Origin of the sequence: Methylobacterium terricola, from assembly GCF_006151805.1 — a bacterium.
In the GTDB taxonomy this organism is placed as follows: Bacteria; Pseudomonadota; Alphaproteobacteria; order Rhizobiales; family Beijerinckiaceae; genus Methylobacterium; species Methylobacterium terricola.
The window spans coordinates 571,311-589,380 of the sequence record NZ_VDDA01000002.1 but is presented as its reverse complement, the minus strand read 5'-3'; the positions used below and the strand labels follow the sequence as shown (position 1 = coordinate 589,380).

Annotated in this window: 20 protein-coding genes; 11 read left to right on the top strand and 9 right to left on the bottom strand. The window is 71.7% G+C overall.

Annotation, left to right across the window (positions count from 1 at the left end; genetic code table 11):
- Positions 1–189: 189 nt before the first annotated feature.
- On the bottom strand, positions 190–2,025 hold the full coding sequence (locus FF100_RS07070) for a DEAD/DEAH box helicase (RefSeq protein ID WP_139034832.1): 1,836 nt from the start codon (positions 2,023–2,025) through the stop codon (positions 190–192).
- A gap of 122 nt (positions 2,026–2,147) precedes the next feature.
- Positions 2,148–3,251, bottom strand: coding sequence for a heat-inducible transcriptional repressor HrcA (gene hrcA / locus FF100_RS07065; protein ID WP_139034831.1), 1,104 nt, complete (start codon positions 3,249–3,251; stop codon positions 2,148–2,150).
- 218 nt (positions 3,252–3,469) lie between these two features.
- Between hrcA and FF100_RS07060 the strand changes: the two genes are divergently transcribed.
- From FF100_RS07060 to rdgB, 3 genes are all read left to right on the top strand, one after another.
- Complete coding sequence (locus tag FF100_RS07060; RefSeq protein WP_246101945.1) at positions 3,470–3,781, top strand: hypothetical protein; 312 nt, start codon at positions 3,470–3,472, stop codon at positions 3,779–3,781.
- A 175-nt stretch (positions 3,782–3,956) separates the two neighbouring features.
- Entirely contained in the window at positions 3,957–4,670 is a 714-nt protein-coding gene (gene rph, locus FF100_RS07055) for a ribonuclease PH (RefSeq protein ID WP_139034830.1), read from the top strand.
- Positions 4,670–5,302: an RdgB/HAM1 family non-canonical purine NTP pyrophosphatase gene (gene rdgB, locus FF100_RS07050; protein ID WP_139034829.1), complete on the top strand. Its 633-nt coding sequence runs from the start codon at positions 4,670–4,672 to the stop codon at positions 5,300–5,302. The genes rph and rdgB overlap by 1 nt, the downstream gene beginning before the upstream one ends.
- Before the next feature lie 81 nt (positions 5,303–5,383).
- Here the strand turns inward: rdgB and FF100_RS07045 are convergent, their stop codons facing one another.
- Positions 5,384–5,809: an organic hydroperoxide resistance protein gene (locus FF100_RS07045; RefSeq protein WP_139034828.1), complete on the bottom strand. Its 426-nt coding sequence runs from the start codon at positions 5,807–5,809 to the stop codon at positions 5,384–5,386.
- A gap of 159 nt (positions 5,810–5,968) precedes the next feature.
- Here FF100_RS07045 and FF100_RS07040 point away from each other — a divergent pair, with 159 nt between their 5' ends.
- Positions 5,969–6,457 carry a MarR family winged helix-turn-helix transcriptional regulator gene (locus FF100_RS07040; protein WP_139034827.1) on the top strand — a complete coding sequence of 163 codons (489 nt, stop codon included), beginning with the start codon at positions 5,969–5,971 and terminating at the stop codon, positions 6,455–6,457.
- Positions 6,458–6,620: 163 nt separating this feature from the next.
- Here FF100_RS07040 and FF100_RS07035 read toward each other — a convergent pair whose 3' ends face one another.
- Entirely contained in the window at positions 6,621–7,460 is an 840-nt protein-coding gene (locus FF100_RS07035; RefSeq protein ID WP_139034826.1) for an aldo/keto reductase, read from the bottom strand.
- Between the two features lie 344 nt (positions 7,461–7,804).
- On the opposite strand from FF100_RS07035, the gene FF100_RS07030 reads away from it, so the two are divergent.
- The 4 genes from FF100_RS07030 (at position 7,805) to FF100_RS07015 (ending at position 10,866) form a co-directional block, all read left to right on the top strand.
- The gene (locus FF100_RS07030; protein ID WP_139034825.1) at positions 7,805–8,965 is read left to right on the top strand and encodes a methionine ABC transporter ATP-binding protein; all 1,161 of its coding nucleotides are present in this window, start codon (positions 7,805–7,807) and stop codon (positions 8,963–8,965) included.
- Positions 8,955–9,620 (top strand): methionine ABC transporter permease, encoded by a 666-nt coding sequence (locus FF100_RS07025; RefSeq protein WP_139034824.1) that lies wholly within the window; start codon positions 8,955–8,957, stop codon positions 9,618–9,620. Before FF100_RS07030 ends, FF100_RS07025 begins: the two co-directional genes overlap by 11 nt.
- Before the next feature lie 61 nt (positions 9,621–9,681).
- Positions 9,682–10,461, top strand: coding sequence for a MetQ/NlpA family ABC transporter substrate-binding protein (locus FF100_RS07020; protein WP_139034823.1), 780 nt, complete (start codon positions 9,682–9,684; stop codon positions 10,459–10,461).
- Positions 10,462–10,608: 147 nt separating this feature from the next.
- Entirely contained in the window at positions 10,609–10,866 is a 258-nt protein-coding gene (locus tag FF100_RS07015; RefSeq protein WP_139034822.1) for a hypothetical protein, read from the top strand.
- 383 nt (positions 10,867–11,249) lie between these two features.
- Here the strand turns inward: FF100_RS07015 and FF100_RS07010 are convergent, their stop codons facing one another.
- The 4 genes from FF100_RS07010 to FF100_RS36950 all read right to left on the bottom strand — a co-directional run bounded on the left by FF100_RS07010 (position 11,250) and on the right by FF100_RS36950 (position 14,150).
- The gene (locus FF100_RS07010; RefSeq protein WP_139034821.1) at positions 11,250–11,462 is read right to left on the bottom strand and encodes a hypothetical protein; all 213 of its coding nucleotides are present in this window, start codon (positions 11,460–11,462) and stop codon (positions 11,250–11,252) included.
- Positions 11,463–11,551: 89 nt separating this feature from the next.
- A complete protein-coding gene (locus FF100_RS07005; protein WP_139034820.1) occupies positions 11,552–11,812 on the bottom strand; it encodes a hypothetical protein in 261 nt (86 codons plus the stop codon).
- 208 nt (positions 11,813–12,020) lie between these two features.
- Positions 12,021–13,844 carry a cation:proton antiporter domain-containing protein gene (locus FF100_RS07000; protein WP_139034819.1) on the bottom strand — a complete coding sequence of 608 codons (1,824 nt, stop codon included), beginning with the start codon at positions 13,842–13,844 and terminating at the stop codon, positions 12,021–12,023.
- Between the two features lie 156 nt (positions 13,845–14,000).
- Positions 14,001–14,150 carry a hypothetical protein gene (locus tag FF100_RS36950; protein WP_171070073.1) on the bottom strand — a complete coding sequence of 50 codons (150 nt, stop codon included), beginning with the start codon at positions 14,148–14,150 and terminating at the stop codon, positions 14,001–14,003.
- Between the two features lie 298 nt (positions 14,151–14,448).
- On the opposite strand from FF100_RS36950, the gene FF100_RS06995 reads away from it, so the two are divergent.
- Together FF100_RS06995 and FF100_RS06990 are read left to right on the top strand one after the other, a co-directional pair.
- Positions 14,449–15,030, top strand: a complete 582-nt coding sequence (locus FF100_RS06995; RefSeq protein ID WP_139034818.1) for a DUF2147 domain-containing protein — start codon at positions 14,449–14,451, stop codon at positions 15,028–15,030.
- 504 nt (positions 15,031–15,534) lie between these two features.
- Positions 15,535–16,035 carry a Ros/MucR family transcriptional regulator gene (locus FF100_RS06990; protein ID WP_139034817.1) on the top strand — a complete coding sequence of 167 codons (501 nt, stop codon included), beginning with the start codon at positions 15,535–15,537 and terminating at the stop codon, positions 16,033–16,035.
- A gap of 312 nt (positions 16,036–16,347) precedes the next feature.
- Here FF100_RS06990 and FF100_RS06985 read toward each other — a convergent pair whose 3' ends face one another.
- Positions 16,348–16,695: a DUF6481 family protein gene (locus FF100_RS06985; protein WP_139034816.1), complete on the bottom strand. Its 348-nt coding sequence runs from the start codon at positions 16,693–16,695 to the stop codon at positions 16,348–16,350.
- 278 nt (positions 16,696–16,973) lie between these two features.
- Between FF100_RS06985 and FF100_RS06980 the strand changes: the two genes are divergently transcribed.
- The gene (locus FF100_RS06980) at positions 16,974–18,053 is read left to right on the top strand and encodes an HD-GYP domain-containing protein (RefSeq protein ID WP_139034815.1); all 1,080 of its coding nucleotides are present in this window, start codon (positions 16,974–16,976) and stop codon (positions 18,051–18,053) included.
- Positions 18,054–18,070: the final 17 nt, after the last annotated feature.

The following is an 18,070-nucleotide window of genomic DNA, read 5'->3' as shown; positions in this document are numbered from 1 at the left end:
CTCTCCCGCGTGGGAGAGGGGTTAGGGGTGAGGGTGGAGACGGTCCCGCAAGAACGCCGAAGCGTCCCGCTGCCAGCGCGCAAATTTAAGCTTCATCTGGACGCGCGCCGCCCGCACCCCTCCCCCTCTCCCACACGGGGGAGGGCATCCCGCGACTTCCTGGTATCAGGGAGAGCCGGGGCGATAGACTTACCCCGGCCGCCGCTCCATCCCCGCCCAGCGCCGCCGCGCGCTCCAGGCGTAGCGCGAATCGCCCTCGAGGAGGTGCAGGTGGTCCTGCAACCGGTTGCGCTCCAGCCAAGACAGGGCCGATTCGAGCTCCTCGACGGTCATCGCCGCGCGGCTCTTGTTGCCGAACAGGCGCTTGAGCACGGCGTTGTAGCGGTGGGGCAGGGGAGTGCCGCCGGTCCGGCGCAGCTCGGCCTCGTCCTCCACCGCCTGCGCCGTCACCATGGCGGCGACCCGGGCGCGCAGGGCCCGTTCGATCCGCGAGGGCGGCACCGGTGCCGGCTCGTCCGTTGCCTGCCTGGCCTCCTCGCGGGCCATCGCCACGGAGGGGCCGGGCCGCAGCATGGCGTAGCGTAAGCCGAGCGCGTTGCTCTCCAGCGGCACGATGCCGTCGTCGGTCTGCGCCGGCGGCCGCGGCTCGGGCGAGGCCGCCCCGGTCGGGCGCTTGCGCGGGCGGGTCGCGGTGGCCTGCTCGGTCTCGATCCGGGCGCGGAAACGGGCGAAGAGCGGGTCGTCGGGGTGAAAGACCAGGGCGTGCTGGTCGGCGTAGTCGCCGGCATGGGGATCGACCCGGGTCGCCCGGGCGATCATCTGCTCGAGCCACGGGCGCGAGCGGATATGGGTCAGCGCCGCCACCACGGCGACCTCGGGGGCATCGAGCCCCTCATAGGCCATCGCCACCGTCACCAGCACGGCGGGCTCGGGGGTGAGCCGGAAGGCGGCGAGCGCCGCGTGAGCATCGGCCTCGGCCGAGGTGGCGATACGCACGTCGCGGCGCGCCTGCTCCTCCGGCATCCAGGCCTGGATCATCGCGTGGTAGCTCTGCGCGCTCGCCTGGTCGGGGGCGACCACGAGGAGCTTGCCGAGACCGCGCACCGCCTCCGTCGCCGACAGGCCGCGCTTGCGCCGGCGCTCGGCCCGCAGGCGGCGGGTGGCGAAGAAGGCCTCCCGCAGGAGGTCGCGGGCGAAACCGGTGCGCAGGGCCGTGAACAGGGCCGGCCGGGTCGTGGCGCTCGGCCCCGGGCCGGAGAGCCGGTGCGGGCCGACCCGGGCCTGGCCGCTGGTGCGCCCGCCCTCGAGCCAGCTCGCCTCGCCGTCGAGCGCCCCGAAATTGACCGGCAGCACCGCCTTCTCGGCCAGGGCCTCGGCGCGGGAATAGCCGATCACCGCCCAGCCCGGCGCCTCGATGTCCGGCACGGCCGAGCCGTTCTCCGTGCGGTAGGGCAGCCACAGGATGCGCCGCCCGTCGGCCCGCTCCAGGGTGCCGGAGAGGAGAAGCCGCAACCGCGCCTCGCGGAACAGCGGCAGCAGGGCCTGGCTCCAGGCGGCCGCCTCGCTGCCCGCATCCCCGTCCGCGATCGCCGGCAGGTGGTGGACCTCGTCGACGACCAGCAGCGTGCGGTGGCGCCGCATCTCGGCGAGGTGCAGGGCGGGGGCCGCCGCCACCGCCTGGTAGGTGGTGACGTAGCCGGCCAGCCCCCGGCTCGGATCGGGCGCGTTGTCGGCCGCCCGCACCGAGAGGGCGTGGCCGAGGGCCGCGCGCCAGGCCGGATCGGCGAAGGCCTCCTCGGCCTGGAGACGCAGGGAATCCCGCGGTACGACCCAGACCACCCGGTCGACGAGGCCGGCCGCGATCAGCCGCGCGGCCGCGATGACCGGCAGCAGCGACTTGCCGCCGCCGGGCGTCACCGCCGCCAGGATGTCGGCGATGCCGGACGCCTCGCCGCGGGCGAGCGAGGCCACGATCTCGGACAGGCTGCGCTGGTGGCTGCGCAGGGGACGGGACGGGGCGCTCACGCGGGGAGGGAATCGCGAACCATCCCCCGACCATGACCGAGCCCGGCCCGCTTGTGAATCCGGGGGACAAGCAGGTTTTCTGCGTTCCCCACACCACAAAACGCTTGCGCCGGCGACGCAGGTCAGACCCGCCCGCGCTCCAGCATCCGCGACACCACCCGGGCGGTGAAATCGACCATCGGGACGATGCGGGCGTAGTTGAGCCGGGTCGGCCCGATGACGCCGACGACGCCCACGATGGTCTGGCTGCCGTCCCGGAACGGGGCCGCGATCATCGACGAGCCGGAGAGCGAGAACAGCTTGTTCTCCGAGCCGATGAAGATCCGCACGCCCTCGCCGCCCTCGGCGCGGGACAGGAGGTCGATCACGTCCTTCTGGCTCTCGAGGTCGCTGAAGAGCAGGCGGATGCGCTCCAGGTCCTCCGCCGCGCGCAGGTCGTCGAGGAGGTTGGCCTGGCCGCGCACGATCAGCTGGCGCTCCTCGCTCGGGCCGACCGACCGGGCGAGGCCCGCATCGACCAGGCGCCCGGTGATCTCGTCGAGTTCCTGCTTCATCGCCGCCCGGGCGGCCTCGATCTCGCCCCGGACCTCGCCGAGCGTACGGCCGCGGATGCGGGCGTTGAGGAAGTTTGAGGCCTCCTGGAGCGCGCCCGCCGGCAGGCCGACCGGCAGGTCGAGCAGGCGGTTCTCGACCGAACCGTCGTCGGAGACCAGCACCACCAGGGCGCGGCCGGGATCGAGGCGCACGAACTCGATGTGGCGCAGGCGCGGGTTCTGCTTGGCGGTGACGACGACGCCGGCCCCGCGCGAGATGCCCGAGAGCAGCACCGAGGCCTCGGTGAGCGCGCTCTCGAAGGTGTGGCGCGAGGCGGCGGCGCGCATCTGCGCCTCGATCCGGCCCTGCTCCTCCTGGCCGACATCGCCGAGTTCGAGCAGCGCGTCGACGAAGAAGCGCAGGCCGTGCTCGGTGGGGAGCCGGCCGGCGCTGGTATGGGGGGCGTAGATCAGCCCGGCCTGCTCCAGATCCGACATCACGTTGCGGATCGAGGCCGGCGAGAGCGCCATCGGCAGGATGCGGGCGAGGTTGCGCGACCCCACCGGCTCGCCCGTGGCGAGGTAGCTCTCGACGATCTGGCGAAAGATTTCCCGCGAGCGCTCGTTGAGCTCGGCAATGGCACGGGCTTGTCCGGAGCCGCCGGGCAGGGGTGGGAGATCGCGCGTGTTCATCAACCCTACGGGAGCCAAACGACCCCTTACTGTGAGGCGCCGGCGCGTTCCGCGCAAGCGGACGCGAAGCCGCGCGGCGGCGGATTCTCCGTCGCCCGCCCCTGTCGCATCCTGCCTGAACGGGAGCCGACACAAGGTCTCACGGCCCGTTCAGGCTGCCGGCGCCACTCTGCCCGTCATGGCCGCACCCGATGCGGCGAGACGAGACGGAGGCGAACATGCTGACGACGCGCAACCCGATGCTGGCCGGCAAGCGGCTCCTCGCGGCGGCCGCGCTGATGGCGGGCGGTCTCTTCGCGACCGGGGCCGCCGAGGCGGCGCCCTTCGCGCCGGGCGCGAGCCCCGCGCCCGAGGCCGGTCTGGTGCAGGTGCAGTACGGCCATCATCACGGCTGGGGCCATCGCCATCACCACCATGGCGGCTGGGGCCATCACCGCCGCCATCACGGCCATTGGGGCCACCACCATCACCACCGGCACTGGGGCCATCACCACGGCCGGCACCATCACCGGGGGCACGGGTACTACTAGGACCCGCTGAGATTGGCTGTCGGGCCCGGTCGCTTCGCGTCCGGGCCCTTTTCGCGTTCGCGTCCGGGCGCCGGCTCCCCTTGCCGCCCCCGGCGCCAACGCCTAAGAGCGCGCGGCCCCCGCGAAAATCCCGCGTCGCGCCGGTCGAGCGCGGCGCCCTGGACAGGAGTTGCCCATGCGCCCCTCGAAGCGCGCCCCCGACGAGCTGCGCAAGGTCACGCTGGAGCGGGGCGTCTCGCGCTACGCCGAGGGCTCGTGCCTCGTCGGCTTCGGCGAGACCAAGGTGCTGTGCACCGCCTCGCTCGAGGAGCGCGGCCCGTCCTGGCTGCGCGGCTCCGGCAAGGGCTGGGTGACGGCCGAGTACAGCATGCTGCCGCGCGCCACCCACGACCGCAACCGGCGCGAGGTCAATGCCGGCAAGCCGTCCGGCCGCACCCAGGAGATCCAGCGTCTGATCGGCCGCTCGCTGCGCGCCGTCGTCAACCTGCCGGCGATGGGCGAGCGCCAGATCGTGGTCGATTGCGACGTGCTCCAGGCGGATGGCGGCACCCGCACGGCGGCGATCACCGGTGCCTGGGTGGCGCTGCACGAGTGCTTCACCTGGATGCGCGGCCGCTCGATCATCTCGGTCGATCCGATGCGCGACCACGTCGCGGCGATCTCCTGCGGCATCCACAAGGGGACGCCGGTGCTCGACCTCGACTACGCCGAGGATTCCGGCGCCGAGACCGACGCCAACTTCGTCATCACCGGCAGCGGCGGCCTCGTCGAGGTGCAGGGGACCGCCGAGGGCAAGCCGTTCTCGGAGGAGGAGTTCCTGAGCCTCCTGCGCCTCGCCAAGACCGGCACCGCCGCGCTGGTGGCGCTCCAGAAGCAGGCGATCGCCTGATGGCCCGCCTCCTCACCGGACGGGTCGTGATCGCGACCCACAATGCCGGCAAGCTGCGCGAGATGCGCGAATTGCTGGCCCCTTTCGGCGTCGAGGCGGTCTCGGCCGGCGAGCTGAACCTGCCCGAGCCGGACGAGACGGGCACGATGTTTGCCGAGAACGCCGCGATCAAGGCGCGGGCGGCGACCGCGGCCACCGGCCTGCCGGCCTTCGCCGACGATTCGGGACTCTGCGTCGATGCCCTCGACGGGGCGCCCGGCCTGTTCTCGGCCCGCTGGTCCGGGGGCTCGAAGGATTTTTCCGGCGCGATGGCGCGCATCGAGCGCGAACTGGCGACCCGCGGCGCGACCGATCGCCGGTCGCACTTCGTCTCGGCCCTGGTCCTGACCTGGCCGGACGGGCACGAGGAGCTGTTCGAGGGACGGGTGTTCGGCGAGCTGGTCTGGCCCCCCCGCGGCGACAAGGGCTTCGGCTACGATCCGATGTTCAAGCCCGACGAGAGCCCGCTCACCTTCGGGGAGCTGTCCTCGGAGGAGAAGCACGGCATCGACTGGGCGACGCGCGAGGCGCTGTCGCACCGCGCCCGCGCCTTCCTGGCGCTCGCCGCGGCCTGCCTGCGCCGGCCCGACTGACGACGACACGGCGCCCGCTCCGCGAGGAGGGGCGCCCGGCGGAGGGTCGGGCGGGCGCGAGGCCCGCCCGGTCCCCGATGACTACGCGATGGTCAGGCCGACATCGACGTTGCCGCGGGTGGCGTTCGAGTACGGGCACACCTGGTGGGCCTTCTCGACCAGCGTCTCGGCGGTCTCCTTGTCGAGGCCCGGCAGCGTGATGGTCAGGTCGGCGGTGATGCCGAAGCCGCCCTCGGAGCGCGGGCCGATGCCGACCTTGGCGGTGACGGTGGTGTCGGCCGGGACGGCGATCTTCTCCTGGCCGCCGACGAACTTCATCGCGCCGAGGAAGCAGGCGGCGTAGCCGGCCGCGAAGAGCTGCTCGGGGTTGTTGCCGGCGCCGCCGGCACCGCCGAGCTCCTTGGGAGTCGACAGCTTGACGTCGAGGCTGCCGTCCTGAGTCTGGGCGCGACCGTCGCGACCGCCATTCGCGGTGGCCTGGGTGCTGTACTTCACGTCGACGGACATGGGGCTCTCCTCGAAGCTTGGGGCGGCCTCGGCCGCCGCGGCACCGTTCATAGACCCAATTTTGATTGTGCGCAATTTGTTTTTGCGCCACGGCGAGCGTATGTGTGTCCAAGCCCTCGGTCGGGATCGGGCCGGGCTTCATGTGCGAGGAACCAGGACATGTCCGAGGCCGACAGCGACGCGACCGCCGGGAAAGCCGACGACCTGCACCTCTCCAGCCAGATCTGCTTCGCGGTCTACTCCGCGGCACATGCCTTCAACCGGATCTACAAGCCACTCCTCGACCGGATCGGCCTGACCTATCCGCAATACCTGGTGCTGCTCCTGCTCTGGGAACAGGACGGGCAGACGATGAAGAGCTTGGGCCAGCGCCTCTACCTCGATTCCGGCACGCTGACGCCGCTGCTCAAGCGCCTGGAGGCGGCAGGCTTCGTCCGCCGCACCCGGGACGTCCACGACGAGCGGCTGATGCGCATCAACCTGACCGAGGGAGGGGCGGCCTTGCGCGACAGGGCCATGCCGTTCCCCAACGAGATCGTCTGCGCCTCCGGCCAGCCGGCGGAGCGGCTGATGACCCTGCGCGACGAGATCCTGGCCCTGCGCGACAGCCTGCATGCGACTGCGGCGCCGGATCGCGGGGTGGCATAGCCCGTCGAAGCGGGGGCTTCGGTCGACAGCCAGCACGCCGTCACCTTTCCCCGTCACAGAGGCGTTGCGAAGCCGAACCCCTTCCGCTGCCGCGCGTTCGACCGGCCCCGGTCTTAGGCCCACGGCAAGCCCGAACAGGCGTCGGCGCCCATGCGCGAGGGTATTACAGCATCGGCAAATGCCGCGGCTCCGGCCCCCGCGGGAAGGCGGCGTCGATGCGGGCGAACTCGGCATCGCTCAAGGTCAGGCTGCCGCCGCCGGCATTCTCGGCCGCGTGGGCGGGGCTCGAGGCTTTCGGGATCGCGAGCACGCCCGGCCCGCGGGTGAGCGCCGCCAGCGCCACTTGCCGCGGCGTGGCATTGTGGTCCCGCGCGATCTCCGCCAGCACCCGGCCGCCCGGCGTCGCCGGACCCGGGAAGCTGTCATGGCCGAACGGGCTGTAGGCCACCACCACGACGCCGTGGCGCCGGCACCAGGGCAGGACGGAATGCTCGATCGCCCGCTCCTCCAGGTGGTAGAGCACCTGGTTGCAGGCGATGCGGTCCGGACCGGCGACGGCCAGCGCCTCGTCGAGATCGGCGGCGTCGAAGTTGCTGACGCCCCAGGACAGGATCTTGCCCACCCGCACCAGTTCCTCGAAGGCCGCGAAGGTCTCGGACAGCGGATGCGGCCCGCGCCAGTGCAGCAGGTAGCAGTCGAGCCGGTCGGTGCGCAGGCGGCGCAGCGTGCGCTCGCAGGCCTCGATCGTGCCGCGGCGCGAGGCGTTCCCCGGCAGCACCTTCGAGACCAGAAACACCTCGTCGCGCCGGTCGCCGATCGCCTCGGCGATCAGCGGCTCGGCCTCGCCATACATCTCGGCGGTGTCGACATGGCTCATCCCGACATCGAGACCGCGGTTCAGCGCCGCGGCGGCTACGGTCGGCTCGCCCGCGTCGAGGTACCAGGTTCCCTGCCCGATCACCGGCACCGCGGGCCCGGTGCGTCCGAAGGGTTGCCGTCGCATCGCCCACTCCTGCGATCTGTGCCGTCCTGGGCCGCGAGGCACCGCGAAGGCAAGGGCATATCCCAGAGAATGCACGGTTTTTTGCGGATCGTCGCGGGGCGGCGGGTTAAGCCCCGCGACCGAATCGGGGAAAAAAGACCTTCTCCCCAAAGGCGTTCTTCAAAAAGAACATTCCGATTGACAGAAAGTCCGCATCCGGGTTTTGTGCCGGCCTGCCCCGGTCGGATGGCCTACGCCGCCTGCCTGTCGCTCCCCTTTGCCTGTCGCCCGACTTGCCCGTTCCCCTGCCGCTGAAGGACCCCGATGACAGCCCTCGTCTTCCCGCCCGCCCGGACCCGCGCGCCGTGACGGCCCCCGTCCGCGTGCCGGTAGACCTGGGCCACCGGCCCGGGGGCGCCGACGCCCTCGTGCGCATCGAGAACGTCGCCAAGACCTACACGGCGCGCCGCGGCGCCGGGGCCGTCACGGCGCTCGAGGACATCGACCTGACCGTGCCGCGCGGCCGGGTGCTCGGGGTGATCGGCCGCTCGGGCGCCGGCAAGTCGACCCTGATCCGCCTCGTCAACGGCCTGGAGCGACCGAGCCGCGGGCGGGTGATCGTCGACGGCGCCGAGATCTCGCGCCTGTCGGAATCGGCGCTCCGGCGCGAGCGCCGCGGCATCGGCATGATCTTCCAGCACTTCAACCTGCTCTCGGCCCGCACCGCCGCCGGCAACGTCGCGCTGCCCCTCGAAGTGGCGGGCGCCGACAAGGGCGCGATCCGCACCCGCGTCGCCGAGCTCCTCGACCTCGTCGGCCTCGGTCCCCAGGCCGACCGCTACCCGGCCGAGCTGTCGGGCGGCCAGAAGCAGCGCGTCGGCATCGCCCGGGCGCTCGCCACCAACCCGAAGGTGCTGCTCTCCGACGAGGCGACCTCGGCCCTCGATCCCGAGACGACCCGCTCGATCCTCGACCTGCTCGGCCGGATCAACCGCGATCTCGGCCTGACGATCCTGCTCATCACCCACGAGATGGCGGTGATCCGCGCGATCGCCCACGAGGTCGCGGTGCTCGACGGTGGCCGCATCGCCGAGAGCGGCGACGTGTTCGAGGTCTTCACCCGGCCGAAGGCCGCGATCACCCGCACCTTCCTCGACGAGGAGACCGGACGCGCGCTGCCGCCGGCGCTCGCCGCCCGCCTGACCCCCGGCCCGGCGACGGCAGGGGAGGGCAAGCAGGCGGTGCTGCGCATCACCTTCCGGGGCCCCCACGCCACCGATCCGGTGCTCGCCCAGCTCACCCGCGACGTCGGCATCCCGGCCGGCATCCTCTCGGGCACCGTCGACGAGATCGCCGGCCGTCCTTTCGGCACCCTGGTGGTCGGGATCCCGCCCGAGCCCGAGACGGTGCGGCGGGCGAGCGACTTCCTGGCCGCCCGCGGCCTCGACGTCGAGTTGCTCGGCACCCTCGACCTTGCCGGCTGGCAGCGCAGCGCCGCCCCCACGGACCTGATCCATGTCGCCTGAACTCGTCCGCCTCCTCGTCCAGGCCACCCTCGACACGTTGCAGATGGTGGCGGTCGCGGCCTCCCTCGGCACGCTGATCGGCCTGCCGCTCGGCGTCTTCCTCGCCACCAGCGGGCGGGGCGAATTGCTGGCGGCCCCCTGGCTCAACCGGGTGCTCGGCCTCGTCGTCAACGCCACCCGCTCGACGCCGTTCATCATCCTGGTGGTGGCGATCATCCCGTTCACCCGGCTGATCGCCGGCACCTCGATCGGCACCACCGCCGCCACCGTGCCGCTGACCGTGGCGGCGACCCCGTTCATCGCCCGCCTCGTCGAGGGCGCGATCCGCGAGGTCGATGGCGGCCTCGTCGAGGCGGCCCGGGCCTTCGGGGCGAGCCCGCTCCAGATCGTCCTCAAGGTGCTGATCCCCGAGGCCCTGCCCGGCATCGTGCTCGGGCTCACCCTGGCGGTGGTGTCGCTGATCGGCTTCTCGGCGATGGTCGGCGCCGTCGGCGGCGGGGGCCTCGGCGACCTCGGCATCCGCTACGGCTACCAGCGCTTCATGCCGGAGATGATGCTCGCCGTCGTGGTGGTGCTGATCGTCCTGGTGCAGCTGGTCCAGACCCTCGGCGACCGGCTGGCGCGGCGGATGAACAAGCGCCTGCGCCACGGCTGATCCCGTCCTGCTTCCTCTCCCGTTTCCCTTGCCTCTCCCGTCGTCCTTGGAGCGTAGAACGATGCTGCGTACCCTCACCCTCGCGGTCCTGCTGACCGCCGTCAGCCTTCCCGCCCTGGCGCAGAACCAGCGCGTCCGCGTCGGCGTCACGCCCGGCCCGCATGCCCAGATCCTCGAGGCGGTGAAGCCGATCGCCGCCAAGAAGGGCCTCGACCTCCAGATCGTCGAGTTCTCAGACTACGTCGTGCCGAACGAGGCGCTGTCCTCCGGTGAGCTGGAAGCGAACTCGTTCCAGCACCAGCCCTATCTCGACAACCAGAAGGCGGATCGCGGCTACAAGATCGAGAGCGTCGCCCAGACGGTGAACTTCCCGATGGGCGTCTACTCGAAGCGGCACAAGAGCTTCGACGCGGTGCCGGCCGGCGGTGCGGTGGCGATCCCGAACGATCCGACCAATGGCGGCCGGGCTCTCCTGCTGCTGCAGGACAAGGGGCTCATCAAGCTGAAGCCGAATGTCGGCTTCAAGCCGAGCGTCGCCGACATCACCGAGAATCCGAAGCGCCTGCGCATCATCGAGGTCGACGCGGCCCAGACCCCGCGCTCCCTCGACGACGTCGACGCCGCGGCGGTCAACACCAACTACGCGACGGCTGCCGGCCTCAAGCCCTCCGACGCGATTCTCAAGGAGGAGCCGAAGGGCCCCTATGTCAACGTGATCGCGGTGCGCAGCGCCGACAAGGACAAGCCCTGGGTCGCGAGCCTGGTCGAATCCTACCGCTCGCCGGAGGTGAAGGCCTTCATCGAGACCAAATTCTCGGGCGCGGTGCTCACCAGCTGGTGATCTGGCACGGACGGGGTCCGGCCGCCGGCCGGACCTTATCCACATGCGGCGACGCGGAATGAAGCGGGGCCATGAAACCAAACGCGGCCGGGCGCGTCTTCTCTGCACGGCCCGACTGACGGGCTGGCCTTACTCGCGAGGTCCCCGATGAAGATCCTCACCTCCTGCCTGGTCGCGGCCGTCCTCACTGCTGCCGCCGTTCCGGCCTTCGCCCAGGGCGGCTCGCCCTACAACAATTCGGGCTCGCAGGCCGGTGGCCCGCTCGCCGGCCAGCAGCGCGAGATGGGCGCGTCCGGTGGCGCGCCGGCGATGGGCGCGGCTCCGCGCCAGACGATGCAGCCGACCATGCGCAAGAAGCGCATGATGAAGCACCGCCGCATGCACCGCCACCACCACGCCCGCTGAGCCGCACCGCGTTTCAGCCTGAGATCCGGCGCGTTCGTCCGGCGGCTTCGTCCGCTCGGCGGGCGCGCCTTGCTGCGTCAGATCGACGTCGAATGCCGCATCGATGCCTCCACGCGGCACGATACCGGGCGTGCGACGCCGATAGCCCGGCCGCTCCCTGTGCCAGACGAAAGCAACGACGTGCGTCCGGGCGGGGGGATGGCTTTGCGACGCATCGAGACGCCGGCTTCACGGTCAGTACCCGTGAGGCGGATTCCGGCTGATCTTCCCGGATCCCAGGTTCCCGAATCCCGTTTCCCGGATCCCGTGTTCCACCGCGTGATCCAGGGCGGTAGGCGGGGTCGTGAGGACGGCCCCAGGACAACGAGCCGATCCAGTTCCCTTCAGAACCCGCCGGTCCGCCACAGGGCGATCGCGGCCGTGAGCAGCCCGGCGAGCCAGGCACCGGCGATCAGCGCCAGGTAGCGCTGGCGGCCCCGCTCCGGCCGGTTGTCGTTGGCGGCGCGGCGCAGCCACAGGGACGCCGCGGCGTAGCCGTGGGTCGACGCCGCGATCGTGGCCGGGCGGGTGGGGGCGGTCTTGCGCAGGCTCGTCATGGCGATTCGTGCTCGTCGATCGACGTTAGCACGCGCCGGCGCCGAACGTGAGCCGACCGAACGCCGCAAAATGCCCGGCGGGGGCCCGGCTAGAGCAGAGCGGGCGCCGCCGGGCGGAACCGGCGCGCGGCGTGCCGGGGGGCGTGGCCGTCGATCCAGTGCGGACTCAGCACGTCGCCGTCCTCGGTCACGATCCAGGGCAGGGCCTCGGGATCGTCGGCGCTGGCGGCGGCCGCCACGAGGGCGGCACGCAGGGTGGGATAGCGGCGCATCTCCCGCGGGCCGGGGGCGGCCGGTGCCCCGTGCCAGACCATCAGCTCGGCCGGACGCTCCATTTGCGGCTGCGTCATCGTCGGATCCTTCCTCACGAACCGGGGCAGGATGAGCCGCCCGGGCTGAGGCGATCCTGGCCGTCACCTTACGGTTCGGTCATGAATGGCCCCGCGCCTGGAGCGTCGCTCGATCGCGCTGCACTCGGACGACGCTCCCGGTCCTGGATTGTGCCGCATGCTCGCGACGAACCCGCATCCCCCTCGCGTGGCGATGCGCCGGCCCGGATCACGATTCCGCCGGCGCCTCGCGATGCGGCCGCAGCTCCGGCGCGCCCAGTTCCGGCTCGGCCTCGGCAGCCGGCTCGGCCCGGCTCTCGGCCCGGCTGGTATCGATGAACAGGCGGGCCTCGCCCTCGCTGAGCCCCAGGCTGCGGAGCGCGTAGAGCGCCATGCCGAACCCGACCTCGCGCTCGGCCATCAGCACCAGGCCGACCTTCTCCTCCTCGAGGTTGCGGCGCTCGACGTCGCTGTGGGTGCGCACCACCGTGTCGATCGCCGGATTGGCCTCGCGGGCGATCGTGATCAGGCGACGGGCCTGATGCGCGTCCGGGCTCGCGACGACGAGCAGACGCGCCCGGCCGACATCGGCGGCGTCGAGGATGCCCGGTGCGCCGGCATCGCCGAACACCGTCGCGATGCCGGCGGCCCGCAGCTCCTCGACCCGGCGACGGTCGCGCTCGACCACCACGAAGGGCAGCTCCCAGGTCGCCAGCGCCTTGCCGATCGCGCTGCCGACCCGGCCGTAGCCGATCACCACCGCGTGGCCCTCGCGGCGCTTGGCAGGGCCTATGACCGCGATCGGGGCGGTGCCGCGGGCGAACCGGGCGGAGAGGCCCGGCCGACCCTCGACGAAGCCGTTGAGCCGGCCCAAGGCCCCGAAGATCAGCGGATTGAGGGTGATGGAGAGGAGCGATCCGGCCAGGATCAGGTCGCGGCCCTCCGGCGGCAGCAGCTTCAGGGCGATGCCGAGGCTCGCCAGGATGAACGAGAACTCGCCGATCTGGGCCAGGCTCGCCGCGATGGTGAGCGCCGTCGAGAGCGGGTGGCGGAAGGCCAGCACGATGGCGATGGCGGCGAGCGACTTGCCGACCAGGATCACCGCCAGCGTCGCCAGCACCGCGAGGGGCTGGCGCACCAGGATGGTCGGGTCGAACAGCATCCCGACCGAGACGAAGAACAGGACCGCGAAGGCGTCCTGGAGCGGCAGCGAATCGGCGGCGGCCTGATGGCTGAGATCGGATTCGGCCAGCACCATGCCGGCAAAGAAGGCGCCGAGCGCGAAGGAGACGCCGAACAGCTCGGCCGAGCCGTAGGCGATGCCGAGCGCCAGCGCCAGCACCGCCAGGGTGAACAGCTCGCGCGAGCCGGTGCGGGCCGCCTGATCGAGGAGCCAGGGCACCGCCCGGCGGCCGCCGGCCAGCATGAGCCCGGCGAAGGCCGCCACCTTGGCGAGCGTCAGCCCGAGGGTGAGCCAGATGTTGCCGTCGCCGGCGATGCCGTGCGCCGCCCCGGCGCTCTCGCCGCCGAGCGGGCCGGCGAGCGCCGGCAGCAGGACGAGGGCGAGCACCATCGCCAGGTCCTCGACGATGAGCCAGCCGACGGCGATGCGGCCCTTGTCGGAATCGAGCAGGCCGCGCTCCTCGAGCGCCCGCAGCAGCACCACCGTCGAGGCGACCGAGAGGGCGAGGCCGAAGACGAGGCCGGCGCCGAGGCCCCAGCCCCAGGCGACGCTGAGCGCCAGACCCATCAGGGTCGCGACGACGATCTGCACCACGGCGCCGGGCAGCGCGATGGCGCGCACCGACATCAGGTCGCCGATCGAGAAATGCAGGCCGACGCCGAACATCAGCAGGATCACGCCGATCTCGGCGAGCTGTCCGGCCAGCTCCGCGTTGCCGACGAAGCCCGGGGTGTGCGGCCCGACCGCGACGCCCGCCAGCAGATAGCCGACCAGGGGCGGCAGCTTCAACCGCTGCGCGAGCATGCCGCCGACGAACGCGAAGACGAGCCCGAGGGCGATGATGGCGATCAGCTCGGAGGCGTGCGGCACGGTCGGGTCAGCTCCTCGGGACGGCGGCGGCGCAAGGACAGCGACGACGGTCCGAAGTCTAGCAGCCTTTCCGGGCTCCCGCCGTGCTGCGCCGCACCAAAAACCACGGCCGGGCGGCCCGATCTCCCCGAAATCCCCGCCTTCGGCGGGCCGCTCTCAGCGTCCCGCCGGCCGGCGCGCGGGGCCGACGGCACGCGGCAGGCGCGGCAGGCTCGCCCGCAGGGTGGCGCCCGGCTGGGCGGCGAGCACGATGACGATCGCCCCGAGGGTGGCGGAGGTCATCACGAGGAGCTCGGTCGTGAACATGCGGCAGCCCTGGCGGGTGAGCGGACGCCGCGGCGCGGCAGTCGAAAATATTGGCGGTTCTTCCCGGATGGACGATTGCCGCCCGGCGTGGCTGCTCTAGCTCGCCGGAGGAGCGGCAGGCCATGTGACATCCGGGCATGCGACATCCCGCCGTGAGGCGGTCTGTCCGCGCCGGCCGCCCACGATTCCGACGCAATGGGTCGGCCTCTGGGGCCGGCCTCTGGCATCCAGCCGCACGACGCGGCATCAGCGACGGATTAATGTTGTGTGCGGGCCGCACCAGACGAGGGTGTATCGTATGAAGAAGGTCCTGACCGGGGCGCTTATCGCCATCGGCCTGTCGTCGGGAGCGGCGCTCGCCACTCCGAAAGACCCGAGCGGGACTTGGTTGACCGAGGATGGCCGGGCCCGCATCCGGGTCGAGAAGTGCCCGAGCCGCGCCGACCGGATCTGCGGCTATGCCGTGTGGATGAAGACCCCGAACGACGACAAGGGGCAGCCTCGGGTCGATTTCAAGAACGCCGACGCCAAGAAGCGCGGCCGCCCCGCCCTCGGTCACCAGCTCATCATGGGGCTGAAGCCGAACGCGGATAACCGTTACGAGGGCCAGATCTACAACGCCGACGACGGCAAGCTCTACGACGTCTCGATCTGGACCGAGCAGCCGGGCGAGCTCAACGTCCGCGGCTGCTTGATGGGCTTCCTGTGCGGCTCGCAGACCTGGACCCGGGTCAGCGACACGCTGCCGGGCCAGCTCACCGCCCCGACCGGTGCCCCGAACGGCCCGCGTGCGGACGCGGAATGGGCCGCGGCGGCGAAGCCCGCCGCTCCGGCCACGGCGGCCAAACCGGCGGCGCCAGCCGCCGCCCCCAAGCCCTGACCGGCGGCGCAGCGCCGCGCGAGCCGCGACACCGCCGCCTCCCGTGATCGGGACGGGGTACGCATTCCGGGGCACCCGCCAGTCACGGCGGGTGCCCTTTTTCGTGAGCGCCGCCATCGCCGAAATTTACACCCTAAGGTTGTAAAATCAGGTCGGGCACGGCAGGATCGAGCCCACCACCCACGGAGTGGGCCCGAGCTTTTCTCACAACCTCAAGTAATGTCTTTTCTAGTTGGCCGCAGCGCGAACTGTCGTGGCATCACCGCTGCCGCGTGGAAGGCTTATGCCGATCGCCCGAGCCGGACGGGAAATCAAAGATTGAGCAAATATTCCTCATACAACCGCGCCGCCCGGGGCAGGACTTGTCCTCAAAGCAGCGCCCGCCGGGCTAACGGGCATCGCCCGGCTCCGGACGGCACGCTCTACTCTCGAATAAAAAATTTTCATTGACTGTTAAATTTTTTGGCCACATGTGCAAAGAAGTATTCCAAAGGGGGCACCGTCATGAGCGCCGACGACCAGGACACGACCTCGCACCTGATCAATCTTTCGGCCGATATCGTGTCGGCCTACGTGTCGAAGAACTCGGTGCCGGTCGGGGATCTCGCGAACCTGATCGCCTCGGTGCACGCGTCCCTCGAGCGGGTCGTCGCTCCGCCGGCGCCCGAGCCCGAGAAGCCCACGCCGCCGGTCCCGGTCCGCAAGACCGTCACGCCCGATCACATCATCTCGCTGGAAGACGGCAAGCCCTACAAGTCGCTCAAGCGCCACCTGACGACGCGCGGCCTCAGCCCCGACCAGTACCGGCAGAAATGGGGCCTGCCGCACGACTATCCGATGGTCGCGGCCAACTACGCCGCCCAGCGCTCGGAACTCGCCAAGAGCCTTGGCCTCGGCCAGATCCGGCGTGACCGCGCGGCCGCGGCCCGGCTGGCGGCGGAAAGCGGAGACGGCGATGCCGACAAGGCGCCCGCCCGTCGCGGCCGCCCGCGCAAAGGCGAGTGACGCGAGCCGGGTGAGGGCTTGTCCGGGCGTCCGGGTCCTGGGCGCCGTCGAGGCACATGACACACGCCCACATGACACATGCCGATGGCGCGGGATCGCCGCTCCCGAACGGGGAGGGGCTCTCGCGCCATCGCTGTTTCGGGGGCGGCGTTCCGAACGATGCCCGACCGCCGGGATCCCCCTCACGACGAAAAGCCCCCGCCGGATCCCGCGCTCCTGAGGCGGCGCGGGATCCGGCGGGGGCTTTCAGGCACGGCCCGCGGAACGGACCGGCCGACGCCTCGGCGAGGCGTCTTCTCCTTTGGGAGCCGCTTACTTGCGCCGCGCCTTGCGGGCCGCGTAGCGGGCGTCGCGGGCCGCCTTGCGCTCGGCCTCCATGGCCGCCTCGCGCTCGGCCGCCTCGGCCGCCTCGCGCTCGGCCCGGGCCTTGGCCTCGGCCTCCTCGGCGGCGCGGCGCTCGGCCTCCGCCTGCTTGGCGGCCTCGCGCTCCGCCGTGCGGGCGGCGCGGGCCTCGGCGATCTTCTGGCGCTCGGCCAGCCGGGCCTGGACCTCCGGGTCGTCCGCGGCGGGCTTGGCCCGGAACTTCTCCAGCAGGGCCTTCTTCGCGTCCGCGGACGTACTCCGCCGATCGTTGAAGTTCTGGTCCTTGAAGCCGGCCATCGTGTGGGTCTCGTCGTCCTGCGTGCGAAGGCGCGCCTGTCGGTGAGGGCCGCGCCGGGATCCGTCATGGGTTGTCCGGCGACCCGCTCGGGCGGGAGGCCGTCGCACGTGCTCTAGCGCCGACGGCGTCCGGTTTCAAAGCCAAAGACGCCGCGGAGGCGCGGCGATCACCGGAACTCGCCCGATCCGGCGGAATTGCGGCCCCCGGGGGAGTGAGTTGTCAAGGTTTCGCCGCCACGATCGCCCCACGGTGGCGGTCACTCGCCGGAGGGGATTTCATGCGTGCGATCGTCCTCGACGATGCGGAGCTCAACAACCTGCTGATGCTCGAGGCGCTGCGGCCGATCCCGGATTGCGTGCCGCAGAGCTTCACCCGGCCGGCCGACGCCCTGGCCTTCGCCGAGGCCCATGCCGAGGAGATCGGCATCGTGCTGACCGATTACGAGATGCCGGGCATGGACGGCCTCGCGGTGATCCGGGCGCTCCGGGCGATGGAGGGCTTCGTCCACGTGCCGATCGTGATGGTGACGAGCTTCGACCAGCGCGTCCTGCGACGATCGGCGCTCGAAGCCGGCGCCACCGACTTCGTCAACAAGCCCGTCGACCCGGTCGAGATCCGCGCCCGCGTCACCAACCTGCTGGCGCTCCGCCGGGCCTACCGGACCGAGCGGGCCCATGCCGCGCGCCTCGCCGAGGAGGTCGCCGCCGCGGTGGCGCTGGTCGAGGCGCGCGAGCGCGAGATCGTCACCGTGCTGATGCGCGCCGCCGAGCATCGCGACACCGATACCGGCGACCACGTCGCCCGGGTGGCGAACTACACCGTGCTGATCGCCGAGGCCATGAACCTTCCGCCGGCCCAGTGTCGGCTGATCAGCCTCGCCTCGACCATGCACGACGTCGGTAAGATCGCGATCCCCGACGCGATCCTGCTCAAGCCCGGTCCCCTGACGCCTGAGGAGCGCTGGGAGATGGAGCGTCACGCCGAGCGCGGCGCCCGCATCCTGGCCAACAGCTCCTCCGACGTGGTGCGGCTCGCGGCCGAGATCGCGGTGAGCCACCACGAGCGCTGGGACGGCAAGGGGTATCCCAACGGCCTGTCGGGCGACGAGATTCCGCTGTCGGGTCGCATCGTCGCGGTGGCGGACGTGTTCGACGCGCTGACCAGCGACCGGCCCTACAAGCGTGCCTGGACGCTCGACGCCACCCACGCCTTCCTGCTGCGCGAGGCCGGGGCGCATTTCGATCCCGCGGTGGTCGACGCCTTCCTGTCCCGCTGGGACGTCGTCGCGGAGCTGGTCGGCCGAGCGGCCGCGAGCCAAGCCACCGGGAACCAACCCGCCGCCGAGCAGGCGGCCTGACGGTGTTCCATTGCCGT